This is a genomic window from Pseudoxanthomonas sp. (assembly GCF_035999195.1).
Classification (GTDB): Bacteria; Pseudomonadota; Gammaproteobacteria; order Xanthomonadales; family Xanthomonadaceae; genus Pseudoxanthomonas_A.
The window spans coordinates 576,637-593,502 of sequence record NZ_DASYGY010000004.1 but is presented as its reverse complement, the minus strand read 5'-3'; the positions used below and the strand labels follow the sequence as shown (position 1 = coordinate 593,502).

Genomic DNA, 16,866 nt, shown 5'->3' with positions numbered 1-16,866 from the left:
TGATGGCACGCCGCCGGCCCTGCTTGGCCCGGTTCTTGCTGTGTGTTTGATGGGGACACCGAACGAGAACAGCCATGCACCAGCGCAATTCCGGCTTCACGTTGATCGAGCTGATGATCGTGGTCGCGATCATCGCCATCCTGGCGGCCATCGCGCTGCCGGCTTACCGCGACTACACCCAGCGCTCGGCCAACGCCGCCTGCCTGGCCGAGGCCAATGCCTTCATGCATACGGCGTCGGCTGACATGGCGGATGACCGCAACAGCACCACGTTCGTGGCCAGCGCCTGCGAAACCGGACCGACTGCGCCGTTGCAGCCCAGCGATTGGGCTGCGAACACGCCGGTCCAGTTCACCCCACCGGCGCGCGGCAACAGCAGCATCCTGAAGGAAACCACCTGCTACGCGGGAACCGCTGCCTGCTCGCTGGCGCTGTAGGCGGGACATAGAAACCGGCCTCCCGGCCATCACGCACGGAGCTGCTGGAAGGACTTGTTCCAACGTCGGCCAGCATGGCGGGCAATTGGCGCCGTCGCATTCTGATGCGTTTTTGACACGTCGAGACGTAGCACCGGATTCCCCGGAATGGATCGAATGCATGACATGGGAGCCCCCAAAATCCGCCCGCGACTGCCTGACCTGCGTTCCGCCAGCTTGGCATTGATCTATGGCGTGCTTCCGAACCTGCCGTTCTGGATCGCCACGCATCTCTTCAACGTCGAACGACCCTATATCGTTCTGGACTATCTGGTCTCTGGCGTGGTGTTTGCCTATGGCTGGCGAAAGCTGGGGGCCGTTCTGACGACGGTGTTCCTGCTTGCAGACGCGCTGTCGATCCAGGGGCTGGTGTATCCGGTACTGCACCCCAGCGATATTTTTTATCTGGTCACCCTGTTGCCTTATGCGCCGCCCATTTGGCAACTCACGACGTTCGGCGGATTGGTAATGCTGACGGCCATGGTTGGCACGGCTTATCACTTTGCGCGCAATACAGACCGGCTTGCCGCGCTGTTGTTGCTCGGGCTTGCTGTCTTGGGCTATGGGGCCCAATCCCGATTGGACCCGCGAAGCTCGGAGTTCGACCGAAACAAGAGCAGCGTGCTCGGCAGCCAATTGGCCTACTACACGAATACCCGCGCCAACCTGGTACTCGACAGCGTGTTCGAACGGGTAAACCCGCTGCACTCGGTTGGATTCCGGGACGAGATTGCGGCATGGACCCGTGACCGTACCGCCAGCAGGAAGCTTTTGCTGATTGTCGTCGAATCTTGGGGCCAGATGAAGGATCAACGGCTCCAGGACGCCATGCTCAAGCCCTTGCTCGCGGAGCAGGCGCGTTTCCAGTGGGTGGAAAAGGGACGGGCACCCGGTGACCACGCGACCGTGGAGGCGGAGCTGCGCTATCTCTGCGGCCTGGCCGCGCGCCACCTCAACCTGGCGCCGGTCACCGGAGGTTTCGAGCACTGCCTGCCCTGGCAACTCAAGGCACGGGGATACAGGACCACCGCGATCCATGCCGCCGACGGGGGCATGCACGCCCGGCAATTCTGGTATCCCCGAGCAGGCTTCGACACCATCCTCTTCCGGGACACCGCATCCTGGAGAACGCGCTGCCATTCGTTTCCCGGGGCCTGCGACCGGGAAATCATGGAGTCGACCCTGCCCGCTTCATTCGAAGGCGACGATCGCCAGTTCGTCTACTGGATGACGCTGAACACGCACGCGCCCTACGATCAGCGCGACCTGTGGCTGGATGCCTTCGACTGCGCCGGCTACCAGCTACCGGAACACGGCGACACGTGTCGGATGAGCAAATTGCACGCGCAGTTCTTTCATCAACTCGCGGATGTCCTAGTGCAGCCGGCAATGCGCGGCGCGGAGGTGTTCATCGTAGGCGACCACTCACCTCCCATTCTCGACCAGCAGGAATTCAAGCGCCATTTCGTCGATGGCGCCGTACCTTATGTGCACCTGCGAGTGAAATGACCACTTACCCCATCTTGGCATGCCACCAGAATCCGCCATGTCGGAGCGAGAAAGCCGACCACCAGCGGAAGGCCGGCCCTATCACCTGCCTACGTCCATCGAACGCGCCTGGCTCCTGCATCCACGGCAAGGCCCTGAACAATCGACAATGATCGGATCGCGGACTCGCGCTGCTCTTGCGGCCTGCGCGCAATGCCGGCCGGATCAGGCTGGACGTCATGGTCATGATGATGTCCCGGGATCGCGGCAAGCCGGCTGGAGATACCGCTGCTATCATCTCCTACAGTGAGCCGCTATCCCACCATCCTAAAGAAGATCTGGGCATTGCTAACGCCCCCAGAGCGCAAGAAAGCGCTGGTGATATTGGGCCTGGTCATCCTGATGGCGTTGGCCGAGACAGCCGGAGTCCTCTCAATCGCACCGTTCCTGTCTGTATTGGGCCGTCCCGAAATGGTGCACGAGAACCCTTTTCTGCAGCGTGCCTTCGTGGCATCGGGCGCAACCGGAACTCGGCAGTTCGTCCTTATGCTGGGGCTGGCTTCCATGGCCATCGTAGTACTGTCCTCGGCATACAAGACGACCACCCTGCACATGCTGAACCGCTTTGTGCACCTGGAAAGGCATTCACTCAGTTCCCGACTGCTCTCCCGCTACCTCCACCAGCCTTACGAGTTCTTTCTCGAACGCAATTCCTCGGGACTGGCCAAGAATGTACTGTCCGAAGTCGACCAACTCCTGTTCGAGCTGATCCAGCCTCTCTCGCAACTAATCGCTCAGGGCGCTGTTGTCGCCTCCATGGCATTGCTCATCTTCGCCTACGACCCTGCGACCGCGTTGTACATCGTGGCCGTGCTGGGCCTGCTCTACAGTGCGATCTATTGGCTGGCGCGCAAGCGGCTGGCACGCATTGGCCAAGAACGACAGGCGGCGAACGCCCAGCGCTACCAAGCATGCAATGAAGCAATCGGCGGAATCAAGGACGTCAAGGTCACGCATTCTGCCACGGCCTACCTGTCGCAATTCGAACGTGCCTCGCGGCTGTTCTCGCGCCATACGGCGACCAACGACACGCTCAGCCAGTCGCCGTTGTACCTGGTCGAGGCCACGGGATACAGTCTGCTGATCGTGGTGGCAGTGGTGTTGCTGCTGCGTTCGAATGACGTGGCGCACGTAATCCCCGCGCTCGGCCTGTATGGATTTGCGGCCTACCGCATGCTTCCGGCGGCACAGATCATGTATCGCGGCTTTGCCAAGCTGCGGTTCTCTTCTTCCGCGCTGGACAACATCCACCACGACCTCGCATTGCCGGAGGAGGCCCATGCTGCCCCAGCGGAGCCGCTGGTGCCGCGGCGCGAGATCCGTCTGCAGGGCGTGCGTTTCGCCTATCCACTGGCGCCCGACAAGCCGGTGTTCGATGGTTTCGATCTTGCGATCCCGGCCAACACCACTGTCGGCATCGCTGGCCGCAGCGGCACCGGCAAGAGTACGTTGATGGACCTTCTGCTCGGCCTGCTGCATCCGCAGTCAGGCGCGCTGATGGTGGATGGGACGCCGGTCGACACAAACAACGCCGCAGCCTGGCAGCGCGCGATTGGTTATGTGCCGCAGCACATCTTCCTGTCCGATGCGAGCGTGGCCGAGAACATCGCCTTTGGTGTGCCGCGCGAGGGCATCAATATGCAGGCGGTCGAACGCGCGGCGCGCGCAGCGCAAATCCACGATTTCGTGATGAACGAATTGCCGCAAGGCTACGGGACGGATGTCGGCGATCGCGGCATTCGACTATCGGGCGGGCAGCGCCAGCGCATCGGCATCGCCCGCGCGCTGTACCGGGATCCTCCGGTGTTGTTCCTCGACGAGGCGACCAGCGCACTGGATGTGCAGACCGAGGAAGCGCTGAACGAGGCGATTAGCAGGCTGTCTGGCAGCAAGACGATCGTGATCATCGCGCACAAGGACGCATCGCTGCGTGGGTGCCAGGAAGTTGTTAACATCGACGCCCGTAACGATCATTCCGCGCGCGGCGCAACCAACGTCCAATAGCTTGGGCAGGCCATCGTGACTCGAACATTCTCCTCCGCGAATGAAGAATCGAAACCGCGCATAGACAAGGACAGGGTGGCTAAGTTTTTCCAGGAGCGGGCGCGAAAGGTGGAGAGCGTCGGCCTGACGCGCGCAGTCATTTATCAAGACAAGCATCCGGATCTGGCAGAGAGACGCGACGCGGCGGAAAAGGCCCGACTGCTTCCTATCCTACAACTGCACGACGGCCTGCGCGTTCTCGACGTGGGGTGCGGCACCGGACGCTGGACCAAAGATCTCACCGGAAATTCCGCCTACTACCATGGCATCGACTTCAGCGCCGAGTTGATCAAGCACGCACGAGCATCGCACCCCCAAGACGCCAACCTGAGATTTTCGGTGGCGTCTGCAGAAAACTATTCGTTGCCTCGACTTGGCGAGTCGCGCCCCTTCGATCGTATCTTGTGTTGCGGCGTCATGATCTATCTCAATGACGAAGACGTGGCAAGTGCATACCGCTGCATGAACTCCGTCGCTTCGCAACAATGCCGCATTTTGATGCGAGAACCCGTCGGGGTCCTCAAGCGACTTACCATCAAGGAGCACTTTTCCGATGAACTTGAGCAGAACTACAACGCCATTTATCGGACCCAACAGGAACTTGAGGAATGTATGACCGAGACGCTTTTCGCATCGGGCTTCCGGGTCGTTGACCAAGGCGATGTCTACGAAGCGGAATTGAACAACCGCGCGGAAACGATCCAGCGCTGGATCGTCCTGGAGCGGACATGAGCCGTACCGCTTACTGTTTCGACCTCGATGGGACACTCACTTCCGCCGAAATCCTGCCATGCATTGCCGCGGAACTCGGAATTTCGGAGGAAATCGCGACGCTGACGCGCATTACCATGGAAGGATTGCTCACGTTCGAGGAATCGTTGCGCTTGCGTGTCGCCATCCTCGGGCAGGTACCGCTGCAAGCCGTGCATGCCATCGTTAACGATATCCGGCTTGACCCGCAGCTCACGACATTCATTCAATCCAGGCCGGATCAGTGCTTCATCGTTACGGGCAACCTGGATATCTGGGTAAAGCAACTCATCGACCGGATCGGATGCGATGGATACACTTCGCTGGCTACCGCGAAGAATGGCATGATTAGCCTTCGACACATCCTCGACAAGGGCGAGGCAGTCAAGAGTGTCCGCAATCGTGGTTTTGAACGCGTCATCGCCATCGGCGACGGTTCCAACGACGTGCCCATGTTCAGGGCGGCCGACACGGCGATCGCATTCGGGGGAATCCATAGCCCGATGCCTGCTGCAGTAGCCGAATCAAATTTCGTGGTTCATGACGGGGATGCCCTGTGCAAGCTGTTGAACACGCTGTAATCGCCGCCGCGGGACTGGGATCCAGGCTGGGCCATGGCTTGCCGAAGTGCATGCTTGAGCTTGGAGGGCGGACGCTCCTGAGTCGTCTGGTCGAAAGTCTGGAAGAGCACGTGGATCGTATCCACGTGGTCGTCGGTTATCGCGAAGAGCTGGTCATCAACTTGTGTTCCACGTTTCATCGTCGGGTCGTGATCGTCAGGAATCCCGACTATCGCACGACCAACACCGTGCAGAGCATGGCGCTCGGCGCGCGGGGTCTCGCAGGCAAGACGTTGTTCCTGGACGGCGATCTAATCATTCATCCGGACTCCCTACGGAAATTCATCAACAAGGCGCGCAACCATGAACTTCTCGCGGCGATTGCACCAAGCAGAAGCGAGAACCCGGTAAACGTCGACCTTGTCTCGGATCCACAGTGCAACGAAACCAAGCTGATTTCCGCCTTTACCCGTGAGTCGGGGCGCGACTGCGAATGGGCCAACGTGGTTTCCGGACCCGCGCGCATGCTCGATGGCGCCATGGGCTACGTCTACGAAAGATTGGAAGACAGCATTCCCTTGCCAGCCTCCATGCTCGACCTTCGGGAAATTGACACCGTCTTGGATCTTGAGAAGGCCAAGGAGTTCGCGCAAGCGATGGACGAAAATCGCTGACAGAGAGTCGACTGTCGGTCACAGGTTATCGCGCTGAAGCCGCCAGCATGGTGCGGCAACAGAAGCAGACCTTAGGCGCGAATCCACTCAATCAAGCGATTCACACACCGCTCTGTCGCCCTTCCATCGGCCATCGTGCCGTAAAACTTGTCCTTCGCGGCTTGGTGGCGCGGGCCATACCGGCCCCAATACTCGGCCGGATCGCCCAAAATTCTTCCCAACGACTGCAAGAGCTGCGGGAAAGCATCGACAATTTCACCATAACGGAATTCGTCCCCGAGGAAGGCACCCAAGGGATAAGGCGGCTCCACCTCCAGAAATATCGCCGGGCGATTCAGCAAGAGCCAATCGAACGCGATCGTGGACCAGTCGCAGACAAGGATGTCGCACATCTCAAGGATCGCTTCCGTATCGGCATACCGCGATGCCGGAAGCAGATACAAACCTTCGACTTCTACGGCAACCGCATCGCTGCTGTTCAGATGACTACGCATGACCACGCTTGCCCCATGATCGAGCGCAACGCGGCAAATGCCTTCAAGGAACTCGGCCTTCCCACACCCAAAGGGATAGATACTGCGCGCACGCGACTGCTGCTTCCAGGTGGGCGCGAACAGGATCAGGCGGCGGTCGACCGGAAGGCCGTATTGTCTTCGCAAGATATCGCGATCCTCCGTGCGTGCAATGAGCCTGTCCGCGCGCGCATGGCCGGTCATGACGACCTTTCCCTCATCAAAACCGAAGCGGGTCGTGTACACCAACTGATAAAGCTCAGATGCAACCCATATCTCATCATAACGATGGCGATCGGAAACATCTTCGGGCCGGTACTCCATGGTACTCATGCCATGCCAGACGTCGAAGAACTTCATGTCCAGCCGTTGGTATTCCCCTCGCCATGATCCAAGGGAATGCAGGCCATGGTCGCTCACTAAGGCCTCAGCGCGGGCCAGCAGTGCGGCACAGGCGGGTCCGCACGCCCAGCAGCAATCTACGCCCTGCGCGCGCAATTCGCGTAGGTAATCGAGATCCATCGACAGGTACACCGGGCGCAGTCCGACGCTGGGATTCGCCCGCATGTGGCGATAGAGCGCCAGCAGGTTGCCATTGAGCTTGTGCCCGTACAACACGATGGTTCCATTGCTCGAACGCAACAACGGCCGCAATGCGGTTCCCAGCGCCGCCTGCAGCCAGAAACCAGCCAGTGACAACCAGTGCGCAGGATTGCGCTTGTCGATCTTCATGCCGCGCCTCCTGCACGCGTCAGCAACCTGGCATAGGCGTCGGCGATGCGCTCCCAATCGAACCTTTCCACTACCTTCGCGCGCAATCTTTCCGCTGATTCGCGACTGACCTCGGGGTTGTCCAGCGCGGCGATGATGCGCGCAGCCAAAGCTAGCGCATCACGCGCATCAACCGCGGCCGCGGGCAGCTCCGCACCGAACACCTCCTCCATCGCCGCCACGTTGCCGACGACGATCGGGCAGCCGCACCCGATTGCCTCCACCAGTACCAGTCCCAGCCCTTCCTCGTCGCCGGATTCGGCGCGCACGAAAGGCGCGACAAACAGTGCCGCGCGCCGATATAGCGAAGGCAGATCCGTCTGATGTACCGCACCGAGAAAACGCACTGCGTGCCCAAGTCCCAGCATGCACACCTGCTCCCTCAGGGCACGCTCCTCCGGGCCAAAACCCGCGACCACAAGACGCGCATCGGGATGCGCGCGCAGTACCACCGGCATGGCGTCGAGCAAATGACGAAGCCCCTTCTTCTCGACCAAGCGCCCGACGAACAGAAGTTCGCGGTCGGAACGCAGCATTGACGGATCCGGAGCGAACCGCTGCGCGAGGTCTACGCCCATCGACAGTACCGAGGCCTTGGCCACGCCAGCACCGATCGCATCTAGGCGGCCAAGCATCGCGCGACTGACGACTGTGGCGGCAGCAGCTCGACCGATGACAAAGCGCTTCATCGCATCGAGGAGCCGGCCGTGCAAAGCATACAGGTCAGCACCGTGCGATGTGACCACGAACGGGACTCTCCGACCCGGCAGCCATTGCATTAGGGCTGCGATCAAACCCTGTGGCAGCAGCCAATGCGCATGAACCACATCGATGCGCTGCTCGCGCACTAGGCGCCAAGCGGCCCATACCTGACCCAGCACGAACGAAGGTACCAACAGAAACTTCCACTTCTTTTGGCGCAAATTGGAGACGATGCCACCATCATTCACCAACGTTTGCAGCCTTTGCGGCGCGTATCGGTAGCGAACGATCTCAACGCCATCCATCGTTTCATGCCGCTTTGCGCCCGGCGCATGCGGCACCAACGCCACGACGCGGAAACGGTCCGTCAGTCGCTTCGACAGCTCATGCACGAACGCGGGCTCCGGATCGCTCGGCCAACGCGGATAGGTGGATGCGAGCACAAGCAGCACTGGTGTGTGCGGATGGTCCGTAGCAGCCTCTTTGGTCATTCCCGCACCGTTTGCCGCTTCAGTAGATAGACCATTGTCGGGGAAATTCGATAAGCAACCTGCAGTAGTCCATTGGGAATCTTGCGCAGCCACCTGCCGATTGCCGCATCCTTTTCTTCGCAGAGGGCGTGCAGTGCGTCGACATTGATGTTGCACGCCTGCAATCCGCAGTCGCCCGCCATCAGCTCCAGCTCCAGATGTCCCATCGGGTTGCAATCATAGTGTTCGCCTTTCCCTGCCAGGCGAACATACCTGTCTCTCATGCCACGCGGAATCCAGCTGAGTCCGGCAAGGCGGAAGTGCGGCTCGATGAACTGCCACTTACTGGGTGCCGCCAGATAGATCACGCCATCCGGCTTTAGCACCCTCGCCAGTTCCCGGAGATGGACTTCCTGGTCTCCGCGCGACCCGACGTGTTCGATCACATGGTTGCTGACTATCAGATCGAACTCGTCGTCATCGAATGGCAGTCGCTGTCCGTCGTACGTCCGGAAATCGAATCCTTGCGAAACGACGCGCTGATCCGCAACATCGACCGCATCGACCCGCAATTCCCCCTGGTACTTGGCAGCAAAATACGCGGATATTTGCCCGGATCCAGCACCCACCTCCAGCATGCGCCCACGCAGTGGGAGTGCCACACATCTCGCGAACAGGCGATCAATCTTGACGGCTTTCTTCAGCCGGCTTATGGCATCCAAGGCTGCATGAGAGCTATATCCAATCAATTGGCACCGTGCACGGTTCAACTACTTACGACGAGAGATCTAGGCTCGCCCATCAGACAAGTATGGTCGCGACCTTTGATTCTTATGGCTGACGTTATTCCTACTGTCGATAAATCAACGACGTGATTTGCTCCGACACCAGCCCGATCAGGAACACGATTACCGAGGCGCTGAACAGCAGCATGCTCATGTTGGTGAACTGATGCCTGGTAACGAATGTGTAGCCATACCAACAAAGACCGGTCAAGAAGAAGACGCCAGATACCGGCACGAACAACTTCAACGGCGCGTAAAGCGTGGCAATCTTGAAAATTATCAACAGGAACCGGATGCCATCCTTGAGTGGGCGGATATGGCTCTTGCCCAAGCGCTTGGCCACCGGAATTGGCATGTAGGCCACCGAGTAGGCGCTACGGAAGAACGCCATGGTGCTGGTGGTCGGGTAACTGAAGCCATTGGGCAGCAGGTGGATGAACTCCCTGAACTTGTCGGCGCGCACCACGCGGAATCCCGATGTCAGGTCCTTGACGTCGAACCCCGTCATCCGACTGGCGAGCCAGTTGTAGAACGCGTTCGCCGCCCCCCGGTGTACGCCGGCCTGTCCCGACCAGTCGCGCGCACCGACCACCATGTCGTAGCCATTGTCCAGCTTGGCTAGCAGAGCGGCGATGCAGGCCGGATCGTGCTGCCCGTCCGCATCCATGAAGACGAGGATGTCGCCTTTCGCCGCGCGCGCGCCGCGCTTGATGGCCGCGCCGTTGCCCATTGAGTAGGGTGAGGACAACACGATCGCGCCGTGCCCGGACGCGATCGCCGCCGTGGCGTCCGTCGAACCGTCGTCCACCACGATGATCTCGGCACCGGGCATGCAGGCCCTCAGCACGGGCAAGGTCCGATCCAGGCCACCGGCCTCGTTCCTGGCGGGCAGGATGACGGAAATGGTCATGTTTGGTCCCCTTTCGGACTAGGTTAGCCGGAAGCTCGACCCCAAGAAAGAGCTCGTAGCGGGTAGTGCAGCGCTCCTCGCCCATCCTGCGGTTAGGCACGGTTCCTGCTTTAATGTGGCAAAACTTGTTCGCTTGGATGTCCCCATGAATGCAGTCGCCTCCGCCAACCTCGTCGGCATCACCGGCCTGGCACGCCGCCTAGTGCAGGACGGCGCCCTGGAAGAGTCCGCCGCCCGCGCGGCCATGGCCAACGCCACCGAAGCCAAGGTGCCGCTGCCGCAGTGGATCGCCGAGAAGCGGCTGGTCACCGCGCCGCAGCTGGCGGCGGCCAATGCCGTGGAATTCGGCATGTCCCTGCTGGATGCCTCGGCGTTCGACCCCGCGCAGAACGCCCTCAAGCTGGTCAGCGAGGAGCTGGTGCAGAAGCACCAGGTGCTGCCGCTGTTCAAGCGCGGGGGCAAGCTGTTCGTCGGCGTCTCGGACCCCACGCGCAGCCACTCCGCGCTGGACGAGATCAAGTTCCACACCAACCTGATCGTCGAGCCGATCCTGGTGGACGAGGACCAGCTGAAACGCACGCTGGACCAGTGGCAGAGCGCCGCGTCGAGCATGGGCGGCAGCTTCGGCGACGATGACGACGGACTAGACAACCTGGACGTCGAGGCGGGTGACGAGGACGCCGGTGGCGACGCAGGCGTCGACAGCAAGGGCGACGACACGCCGGTGGTCAAGTTCGTGAACAAGGTCCTGGTGGATGCCATCAAGCGCGGCGCCTCGGACATCCACTTCGAACCCTACGAGACGGACTATCGCGTCCGCCTGCGCATCGACGGCATCCTCAAGCAGGTGGCCAAGGCGCCGACCAAGCTGAGGGACCGCATCGCCGCCCGCCTGAAGGTGATGTCGCAGCTCGACATCGCGGAGAAGCGTGTGCCCCAGGACGGTCGCATCAAGCTCAACCTGTCGAAGACCAAGCAGATCGACTTCCGCGTCAGCACCCTGCCTACCCTGTTCGGCGAGAAGATCGTGCTGCGTATCCTGGACGGCAGCGCGGCCAAGCTGGGCATCGACAAGCTGGGTTACGAGCCCGACCAGCAGGCGCTGTTCGAGGAGGCCATCCACAAGCCCTACGGCATGGTGCTGGTCACCGGACCGACCGGCTCGGGCAAGACGGTCAGCCTGTACACCGCGCTGGGCATCCTCAACGACGAGACCCGCAACATCTCCACCGCCGAGGATCCGGTGGAAATCCGGCTGCCCGGCGTGAACCAGGTGCAGCAGAACAACAAGCGTGGCATGACCTTCGCCGCCGCCCTGCGCAGCTTCCTGCGCCAGGACCCGGACATCATCATGGTCGGCGAAATCCGCGACCTGGAGACGGCGGAGATCGCCATCAAGGCCGCGCAGACCGGTCACATGGTGCTGTCCACGCTGCACACCAACGACGCGCCGCAGACCATCGCCCGCCTGATGAACATGGGTATCGCGCCCTACAACATCACCAGCTCGGTGACGCTGATCATTGCCCAGCGCCTGGCACGCCGGCTGTGCTCCAAGTGCAAGCGGCCGGTGCAGTTGCCACCGCAGGCGCTGCTGGCCGAGGGCTTCAGCGAGGCCGAGATCGCCACCGGCTTCACCGTCTACGAGGCCGTCGGCTGCGACGAGTGCACCAGCGGCTACAAGGGGCGGACCGGCATCTACCAAGTGATGCCGATGAACGAGGCCATCCAGGAAATCGTGCTGGCCGGCGGCAACGCCCTGCAGATCGCCGAAGCGGCACAGAAGGTCGGCATCAGGGACCTGCGCCAGTCCGCCCTGCTGAAGGTCCGCAACGGCATCACCAGCCTGGCCGAGATCAACCGCGTCACCAAGGATTGATCCAGGGCCGGCCGCCCGCCAGCGGTGACCGCTGCGGGCGGCTCATCGCCCCCGTTTACCGGTCACGTCACCGAAACCCGGCCCCCGTCACAGGCGCGGCGCTTCCATTGGGCCGATTACCGGCTACCATGCGGCATTGACAGTCCGGGTGGGGAAATCCGGACAGGGGACTACCGATGGCCGTGACCCGTTCCGCTGCGAAGACTACATCCGCGCCCGCGCGCGAGAATCCGCTCAACCTGTTCGTCTGGGAGGGCACCGACAAGCGCGGCGTCAAGATGAAGGGTGAGCAGGCGTCGAAGAACGCCAACTTCCTGCGTGCCGAGCTGCGCAAGCAGGGCATCACGCCCAGCGTGGTGAAGGTGAAGCCCAAGCCGCTGTTCGGGTCGGCGGGCAAGACCATTTCCGCGAAGGAAGTCGCCTTCTTCAGCCGCCAGCTGGCCACGATGATGAAGTCCGGCGTGCCGATGGTGACGTCGCTGGAGATCATCGAGGGCGGCCAGAAGAACCCCCGCATGGGCAAGATGGTGCAGCAGATCCGCTTCGACATCGAAGGCGGCTCGTCGCTCTACGAGGCGATCAGCAAGCACCCGGTGCAGTTCGACGAGCTGTACCGGAACCTGGTGCGCGCGGGCGAGTCGGCCGGTGTGCTGGAAACCGTGCTGGAAACCATCGCCAGCTACAAGGAAAACCTGGAGGCGCTGAAGGGCAAGATCAAGAAGGCGCTGTTCTACCCCACCGCCGTCATCGCCGTGGCGATCCTGGTCTGCGCGGTGATCCTGATCTTCGTGGTACCCACCTTCGAGGAGACGTTCGCGACATTCGGCACCGAGCTGCCCTACTTCACCCAGATGGTCATCGGGATGTCGCGGTTCATGGTCAGCTGGTGGTGGCTGATCCTGGCGCTGGTGGTGGGCGCCGGCTTCCTGGGCATGTACATGTTCAAGCGGTCGCCGGCGTTCCAGCACGCGGTCGACAGGTTGATCCTCAAAGTGCCGGTGATCGGCCAGATCATGCACAACTCCTCGATTGCGCGCTTCGCCCGCACCACCGCGGTGACGTTCAAGGCCGGCGTGCCGCTGGTCGAGGCGCTTGAAACCGTGGCCGGCGCGACCGGCAACACCGTGTACGAGAAGGCCGTCCATCGCATGCGCGACGACGTGTCGGTGGGCTATCCGTTGAACATGGCCATGAAGCAGACCCAGCAGTTCCCGCACATGGTGGTGCAGATGACCGCCATCGGCGAGGAAGCCGGCGCGCTGGACAACATGCTGTTCAAGGTGGCCGAGTACTACGAGCAGGAGGTCAACAACGCGGTGGATGCGCTGTCGAGCCTGATCGAGCCCTTCATCATGGTCATCATCGGCGTGCTGGTGGGCGGCCTGGTGGTGGCGCTGTACCTGCCGATCTTCAAGGTCGCGGCGACGGTCGCCGGTTAAGTAGTGGCATTCCTCGATCAGCACCCCGAACTGGGGTATCCGGTGGTGGCGGGCCTTGGCCTGCTGGTGGGCAGCTTCCTCAACGTGGTCATCCTGCGGCTGCCGCGGCGGCTGGAGTGGGAGTGGAAGCGCGACGCCCGCGAGGTGCTGGAGGAGCCGGAGATCTACGATCCACCGCCACCGGGGATCGTGGTGGAGCGCTCGCACTGCCCGCACTGCAAGACCGCGCTGTCGTGGTACGAGAACATCCCGCTGTTCAGCTGGCTGGCCCTGCGCGGCAAGTGCCGGCACTGCAAGGCGCCCATCTCGCCGCAATACCCGATCGTCGAACTGCTGACCGCCCTGCTGGCGGTGGCGTCGGTGTGGCGGTTCGGCTTCGGCTGGCAGGGCTTCGGCGCGGCGCTGCTGAGCTGTTATCTGGTGGCGCTGAGCGGGATCGACCTGCGCACCCGGCTGCTGCCCGACCAGCTGACCCTGCCGCTGATGTGGCTGGGCCTGATCGGCAGCCTGGACAATCTCTACATGCCGGCCAAGCCCGCGCTGCTGGGCGCCATCGCCGGCTATGTGTCGCTGTGGCTGGTGTGGTGGCTGTTCAAGCAGGTCACCGGCAAGGAAGGCATGGGGCGCGGCGACTTCAAGCTGCTGGCCGCGCTCGGCGCCTGGGTCGGCCTGAGCGGCGTGCTGCCGATCATCCTGATCTCCTCGCTGGTCGGCGCCGTGGTCGGCTCGGTCTGGCTGGCCATCAAGGGTCGCGACCGCGCCACGCCCATCCCGTTCGGCCCCTATCTGGCGATCGCCGGCTGGATCGTCTTCTTCTGGGGCCAGCAGATCGTCGACGCCTATCTGCGGTTCGCCGGGCTGAAGTGATCCGCGCGCGGGTGCGCGTGCGGCGCCCTGTCCCATAATCGGCCCATGAGCGAGTACTTCATCGGACTGACCGGCGGCATCGCCTCGGGCAAGAGCGCACTGGAGAAGGCATTCGCCGCGCACGGCATCGTCGTGGCCGACGCCGACCTGCTGGCGCGCGAGGTGGTCCAGCCGGGTACCCCCGCGCTGGCGGCCGTGGTGGAACGCTTCGGCAATGAGGTGCTGCAGGCCGACGGCCAGCTCGACCGCGCGGCCCTGCGCGTGCGCGTGTTCGGTCACGACGCGGAACGGCGCGCGCTGGAAGCGATCCTGCACCCCGCCATACGTCGGCGCCTGGAACAGATCTGCCGGCAGGCCACCAGCCCCTACGCCATCGCGACGGTCCCGCTGCTGGCCGAAGGCGGCGGGCGCGCGGCCTACCCGTGGCTGCACCGTATCCTGGTGGTCGACACGCCGACCGAGGTGCAGAAGCGGCGGCTGATGCAGCGCGACGGCATCGACGCAGTCCTGGCGGAAAAGATGATGGCCGCCCAGGCCTCGCGCGCGGTGCGCCTGGCGCTTGCCGACGACATCGTGGTCAACGACGGCGACATCGCCCACCTGCAGCGCGCGGCGGGCGACCTGCATCGGCGCTATCTGGCGCTGGCGGAAGCCGGAAACACGCATTCCATGGCGAACAATCGCCCCCTGTAGGCGCGGGCCATGCCCGCGATGCTCTTCCAGGCCGGACAGCACAGCATCGCGCCCAAGGGCGCTCCTACAGAGCACGTCGCGCCGCTTTGTAGGAGCGGGCCATGCCCGCAATGCTCTTGGAACACGCACCGGAACGCATCGCGCCCAGGGGCGCTCCTACAACGCCTTCGGAATGCGGTCCGCGATCCACACGGCGTCCCAGAACGGGTAGTCGCCCACGCGTTTCACCCACCCTGCCCTGACGGGATTTGCGACCAGGTAACGCGCCGCAGCCCTCACGTCACTTTCCCCACGCAACAAGCGCTCGTGATATGCCCGTGCCCAGAGCGCACCGGTACGCCCCGCATCTCCGTTATAGGCGCGCGCTGTGGCGGACTTGATCCGGTTCATGATCGACGCAAGATGATCGCCGTCGCCAACCTGGACCAACCAATGTCCGTGGTCCGGCATCAACACCCACGCCAGCAGCCGCGATTCGCGGTAGACGTCAGGGTCGAGATGGCAGCGCGCGGCCCTGCAAGCGGGTGCGAATTCCTTGAAGAAGGGTTGGCGCCCAATGGTGGTCGCAGTCACCAGGTACACATGACCTGGGAGATGGAGGCGATGGCGCCGGAGCGCCGCATGACCTGCATGCGGGAAAACGGGACGGGGCATGCGAGCCAACTTGCTGGTTTGCGTTCGACATGCACATCAGGCATCGCCGCGCCTAACCGTCAGAGGCCGGAGGGGGACATGCCGCGATGCTCTTCCAGGCCGGACAGCAAAGCATCGCGCCCAAGGGCGCTCCTACAGAGCACGTCGCTTTGTGGGAGCGGGCCATGCCCACGATACGTTACGTCGCCGGCCACAAACCCCGGATCGCGGCGATCCCCTGCGCGCCATGCCGGCGCGCATCGGCGACATGATCGACCGTCATGCCGCCGATCGCGTAGATCGGCAGCGACACCCCTTCGCGCAGCGAGGCGAAGCCGGGCCATCCCAGCGGCTCGCCGTCAGGGTGGCTGACGGTGGGAAGGACGCTGCCCACCACCGCGAAGTCGCAACCCAAGGCTTCCGCCTGCTGCAGCTCGGCCGCCGTGTGGCAGGACGCGGCCACGGGCAGCCCTTCGGGCAGCGGGCGGGCCTGCAGTCCGACGAGCTGCGCGGCGCGCAGATGCACGCCCACCTGCAGGTGCTGGGCGAGGGCGATGTCGCCATTGAGCAGCACCTCCGCATCGGCCGCGCGGCAGCGGGCGACCGCCGCCGTCGCGAGCGATCGCCACGCGTCGCCCGACACGCTGCGTGCGCGCACCTGCACCCGGCGGATGCCCTGCGACAACGCCTGCTCCAGCGATGCCAGCCAGCGCGCGGGGTCCTCGGGTTCCGGCGTGACCAGGTAGCGATCCGGCTGCAACAGCGCCGCCACCACCGGACGGTCCGCCGGCGGCATGTCGTAGCGCGTCAGCTTGTCGGGCGCGACCCAGGCCAGCGCCTGGCCTTCGTGCCCGCGCGGCGTTCCGGTCCAGCCGGCCAGGTGCCGAACCTCCAGGCACAGCCGCTTGTCCGGGTACTGCTGCGGCACGCTGATGAGGTGCCCGCCCACGCGGGCCTCGATGCCGAGCTCCTCGCGCAGTTCGCGCACCAGCGCATCCTCGCGGGCTTCCCCCGGCTCCTGCTTGCCGCCGGGAAACTCCCAGCGTCCGGCCAGGTCGCGCCCTTCGGTGCGGCGGGCGAGCAGGATGCGGCCGCGCGCGTCGGTGATGACGGCGGCCATGACATGGATGGAGCGCAACGGAAGGGACATGAAG

At 63.1% G+C, this 16,866-nt stretch carries 16 protein-coding genes; 10 read left to right on the top strand and 6 right to left on the bottom strand.

The window, feature by feature from the left end; translation table 11 throughout:
- Window positions 1-74 precede the first annotated feature (74 nt).
- The 6 genes from VGN58_RS03465 (at window position 75) to VGN58_RS03440 (ending at window position 6,051) form a co-directional block, all read left to right on the top strand.
- Complete coding sequence (locus VGN58_RS03465; RefSeq protein WP_327481648.1) at window positions 75-437, top strand: prepilin-type N-terminal cleavage/methylation domain-containing protein; 363 nt, start codon at window positions 75-77, stop codon at window positions 435-437.
- 147 nt (window positions 438-584) lie between these two features.
- On the top strand, window positions 585-1,985 hold the full coding sequence (locus VGN58_RS03460) for a sulfatase-like hydrolase/transferase (RefSeq protein ID WP_327481645.1): 1,401 nt from the start codon (window positions 585-587) through the stop codon (window positions 1,983-1,985).
- Window positions 1,986-2,270: 285 nt separating this feature from the next.
- The gene (locus tag VGN58_RS03455) at window positions 2,271-4,028 is read left to right on the top strand and encodes an ABC transporter ATP-binding protein (protein WP_327481643.1); all 1,758 of its coding nucleotides are present in this window, start codon (window positions 2,271-2,273) and stop codon (window positions 4,026-4,028) included.
- A gap of 75 nt (window positions 4,029-4,103) precedes the next feature.
- Window positions 4,104-4,799: a class I SAM-dependent methyltransferase gene (locus VGN58_RS03450; protein WP_327481641.1), complete on the top strand. Its 696-nt coding sequence runs from the start codon at window positions 4,104-4,106 to the stop codon at window positions 4,797-4,799.
- A complete protein-coding gene (locus VGN58_RS03445; RefSeq protein WP_327481639.1) occupies window positions 4,796-5,398 on the top strand; it encodes an HAD family phosphatase in 603 nt (200 codons plus the stop codon). Before VGN58_RS03450 ends, VGN58_RS03445 begins: the two co-directional genes overlap by 4 nt.
- 50 nt (window positions 5,399-5,448) lie before the next feature.
- Entirely contained in the window at window positions 5,449-6,051 is a 603-nt protein-coding gene (locus VGN58_RS03440; RefSeq protein WP_327481637.1) for an NTP transferase domain-containing protein, read from the top strand.
- Between the two features lie 71 nt (window positions 6,052-6,122).
- Here VGN58_RS03440 and VGN58_RS03435 read toward each other — a convergent pair whose 3' ends face one another.
- The 4 genes from VGN58_RS03435 to VGN58_RS03420 all read right to left on the bottom strand — a co-directional run bounded on the left by VGN58_RS03435 (window position 6,123) and on the right by VGN58_RS03420 (window position 10,201).
- Window positions 6,123-7,295, bottom strand: coding sequence for a CDP-glycerol glycerophosphotransferase family protein (locus VGN58_RS03435; protein ID WP_327481635.1), 1,173 nt, complete (start codon window positions 7,293-7,295; stop codon window positions 6,123-6,125).
- The gene (locus VGN58_RS03430; RefSeq protein WP_327481633.1) at window positions 7,292-8,527 is read right to left on the bottom strand and encodes a glycosyltransferase; all 1,236 of its coding nucleotides are present in this window, start codon (window positions 8,525-8,527) and stop codon (window positions 7,292-7,294) included. The genes VGN58_RS03435 and VGN58_RS03430 overlap by 4 nt, the downstream gene beginning before the upstream one ends.
- Window positions 8,524-9,228, bottom strand: coding sequence for a class I SAM-dependent methyltransferase (locus VGN58_RS03425; RefSeq protein WP_327481631.1), 705 nt, complete (start codon window positions 9,226-9,228; stop codon window positions 8,524-8,526). Before VGN58_RS03425 ends, VGN58_RS03430 begins: the two co-directional genes overlap by 4 nt.
- A gap of 127 nt (window positions 9,229-9,355) precedes the next feature.
- The gene (locus VGN58_RS03420; RefSeq protein ID WP_327481629.1) at window positions 9,356-10,201 is read right to left on the bottom strand and encodes a glycosyltransferase family 2 protein; all 846 of its coding nucleotides are present in this window, start codon (window positions 10,199-10,201) and stop codon (window positions 9,356-9,358) included.
- A 145-nt stretch (window positions 10,202-10,346) separates the two neighbouring features.
- Between VGN58_RS03420 and pilB the strand changes: the two genes are divergently transcribed.
- The 4 genes from pilB (at window position 10,347) to coaE (ending at window position 15,079) form a co-directional block, all read left to right on the top strand.
- The gene (pilB, locus tag VGN58_RS03415; protein WP_327481627.1) at window positions 10,347-12,080 is read left to right on the top strand and encodes a type IV-A pilus assembly ATPase PilB; all 1,734 of its coding nucleotides are present in this window, start codon (window positions 10,347-10,349) and stop codon (window positions 12,078-12,080) included.
- Window positions 12,081-12,256: 176 nt separating this feature from the next.
- The gene (locus VGN58_RS03410; RefSeq protein ID WP_414710733.1) at window positions 12,257-13,519 is read left to right on the top strand and encodes a type II secretion system F family protein; all 1,263 of its coding nucleotides are present in this window, start codon (window positions 12,257-12,259) and stop codon (window positions 13,517-13,519) included.
- A gap of 3 nt (window positions 13,520-13,522) precedes the next feature.
- Window positions 13,523-14,386, top strand: coding sequence for an A24 family peptidase (locus VGN58_RS03405; protein WP_327481625.1), 864 nt, complete (start codon window positions 13,523-13,525; stop codon window positions 14,384-14,386).
- Between the two features lie 45 nt (window positions 14,387-14,431).
- Entirely contained in the window at window positions 14,432-15,079 is a 648-nt protein-coding gene (coaE, locus tag VGN58_RS03400) for a dephospho-CoA kinase (RefSeq protein ID WP_327481623.1), read from the top strand.
- Between the two features lie 156 nt (window positions 15,080-15,235).
- Here coaE and VGN58_RS03395 read toward each other — a convergent pair whose 3' ends face one another.
- Both VGN58_RS03395 and VGN58_RS03390 read right to left on the bottom strand, forming a co-directional pair.
- A complete protein-coding gene (locus tag VGN58_RS03395) occupies window positions 15,236-15,733 on the bottom strand; it encodes an REP-associated tyrosine transposase (protein WP_414710732.1) in 498 nt (165 codons plus the stop codon).
- Between the two features lie 178 nt (window positions 15,734-15,911).
- Window positions 15,912-16,862 carry a Nudix family hydrolase gene (locus VGN58_RS03390; protein ID WP_327481619.1) on the bottom strand — a complete coding sequence of 317 codons (951 nt, stop codon included), beginning with the start codon at window positions 16,860-16,862 and terminating at the stop codon, window positions 15,912-15,914.
- Between the last annotated feature and the right edge of the window lie 4 nt (window positions 16,863-16,866).

What these genes read in the sequence shown, in the direction of transcription:
- VGN58_RS03465 (WP_327481648.1), top strand. Translation starts at nt 75, where the DNA reads ATGCACCAGCGCAATTCCGGCTTCACGTTGATCGAGCTGATGATCGTG.
- VGN58_RS03460 (WP_327481645.1), top strand. Translation starts at nt 585, where the DNA reads ATGGATCGAATGCATGACATGGGAGCCCCCAAAATCCGCCCGCGACTG.
- VGN58_RS03445 (WP_327481639.1), top strand. Translation starts at nt 4,796, where the DNA reads ATGAGCCGTACCGCTTACTGTTTCGACCTCGATGGGACACTCACTTCC.
- VGN58_RS03440 (WP_327481637.1), top strand. Translation starts at nt 5,449, where the DNA reads ATGCTTGAGCTTGGAGGGCGGACGCTCCTGAGTCGTCTGGTCGAAAGT.
- VGN58_RS03435 (WP_327481635.1), bottom strand. Translation starts at nt 7,295, where the DNA reads ATGAAGATCGACAAGCGCAATCCTGCGCACTGGTTGTCACTGGCTGGT.
- VGN58_RS03430 (WP_327481633.1), bottom strand. Translation starts at nt 8,527, where the DNA reads ATGACCAAAGAGGCTGCTACGGACCATCCGCACACACCAGTGCTGCTT.
- VGN58_RS03420 (WP_327481629.1), bottom strand. Translation starts at nt 10,201, where the DNA reads ATGACCATTTCCGTCATCCTGCCCGCCAGGAACGAGGCCGGTGGCCTG.
- pilB (WP_327481627.1), top strand. Translation starts at nt 10,347, where the DNA reads ATGAATGCAGTCGCCTCCGCCAACCTCGTCGGCATCACCGGCCTGGCA.
- VGN58_RS03410 (WP_414710733.1), top strand. Translation starts at nt 12,257, where the DNA reads ATGGCCGTGACCCGTTCCGCTGCGAAGACTACATCCGCGCCCGCGCGC.
- coaE (WP_327481623.1), top strand. Translation starts at nt 14,432, where the DNA reads ATGAGCGAGTACTTCATCGGACTGACCGGCGGCATCGCCTCGGGCAAG.
- VGN58_RS03395 (WP_414710732.1), bottom strand. Translation starts at nt 15,733, where the DNA reads ATGCCCCGTCCCGTTTTCCCGCATGCAGGTCATGCGGCGCTCCGGCGC.
- VGN58_RS03390 (WP_327481619.1), bottom strand. Translation starts at nt 16,862, where the DNA reads ATGTCCCTTCCGTTGCGCTCCATCCATGTCATGGCCGCCGTCATCACC.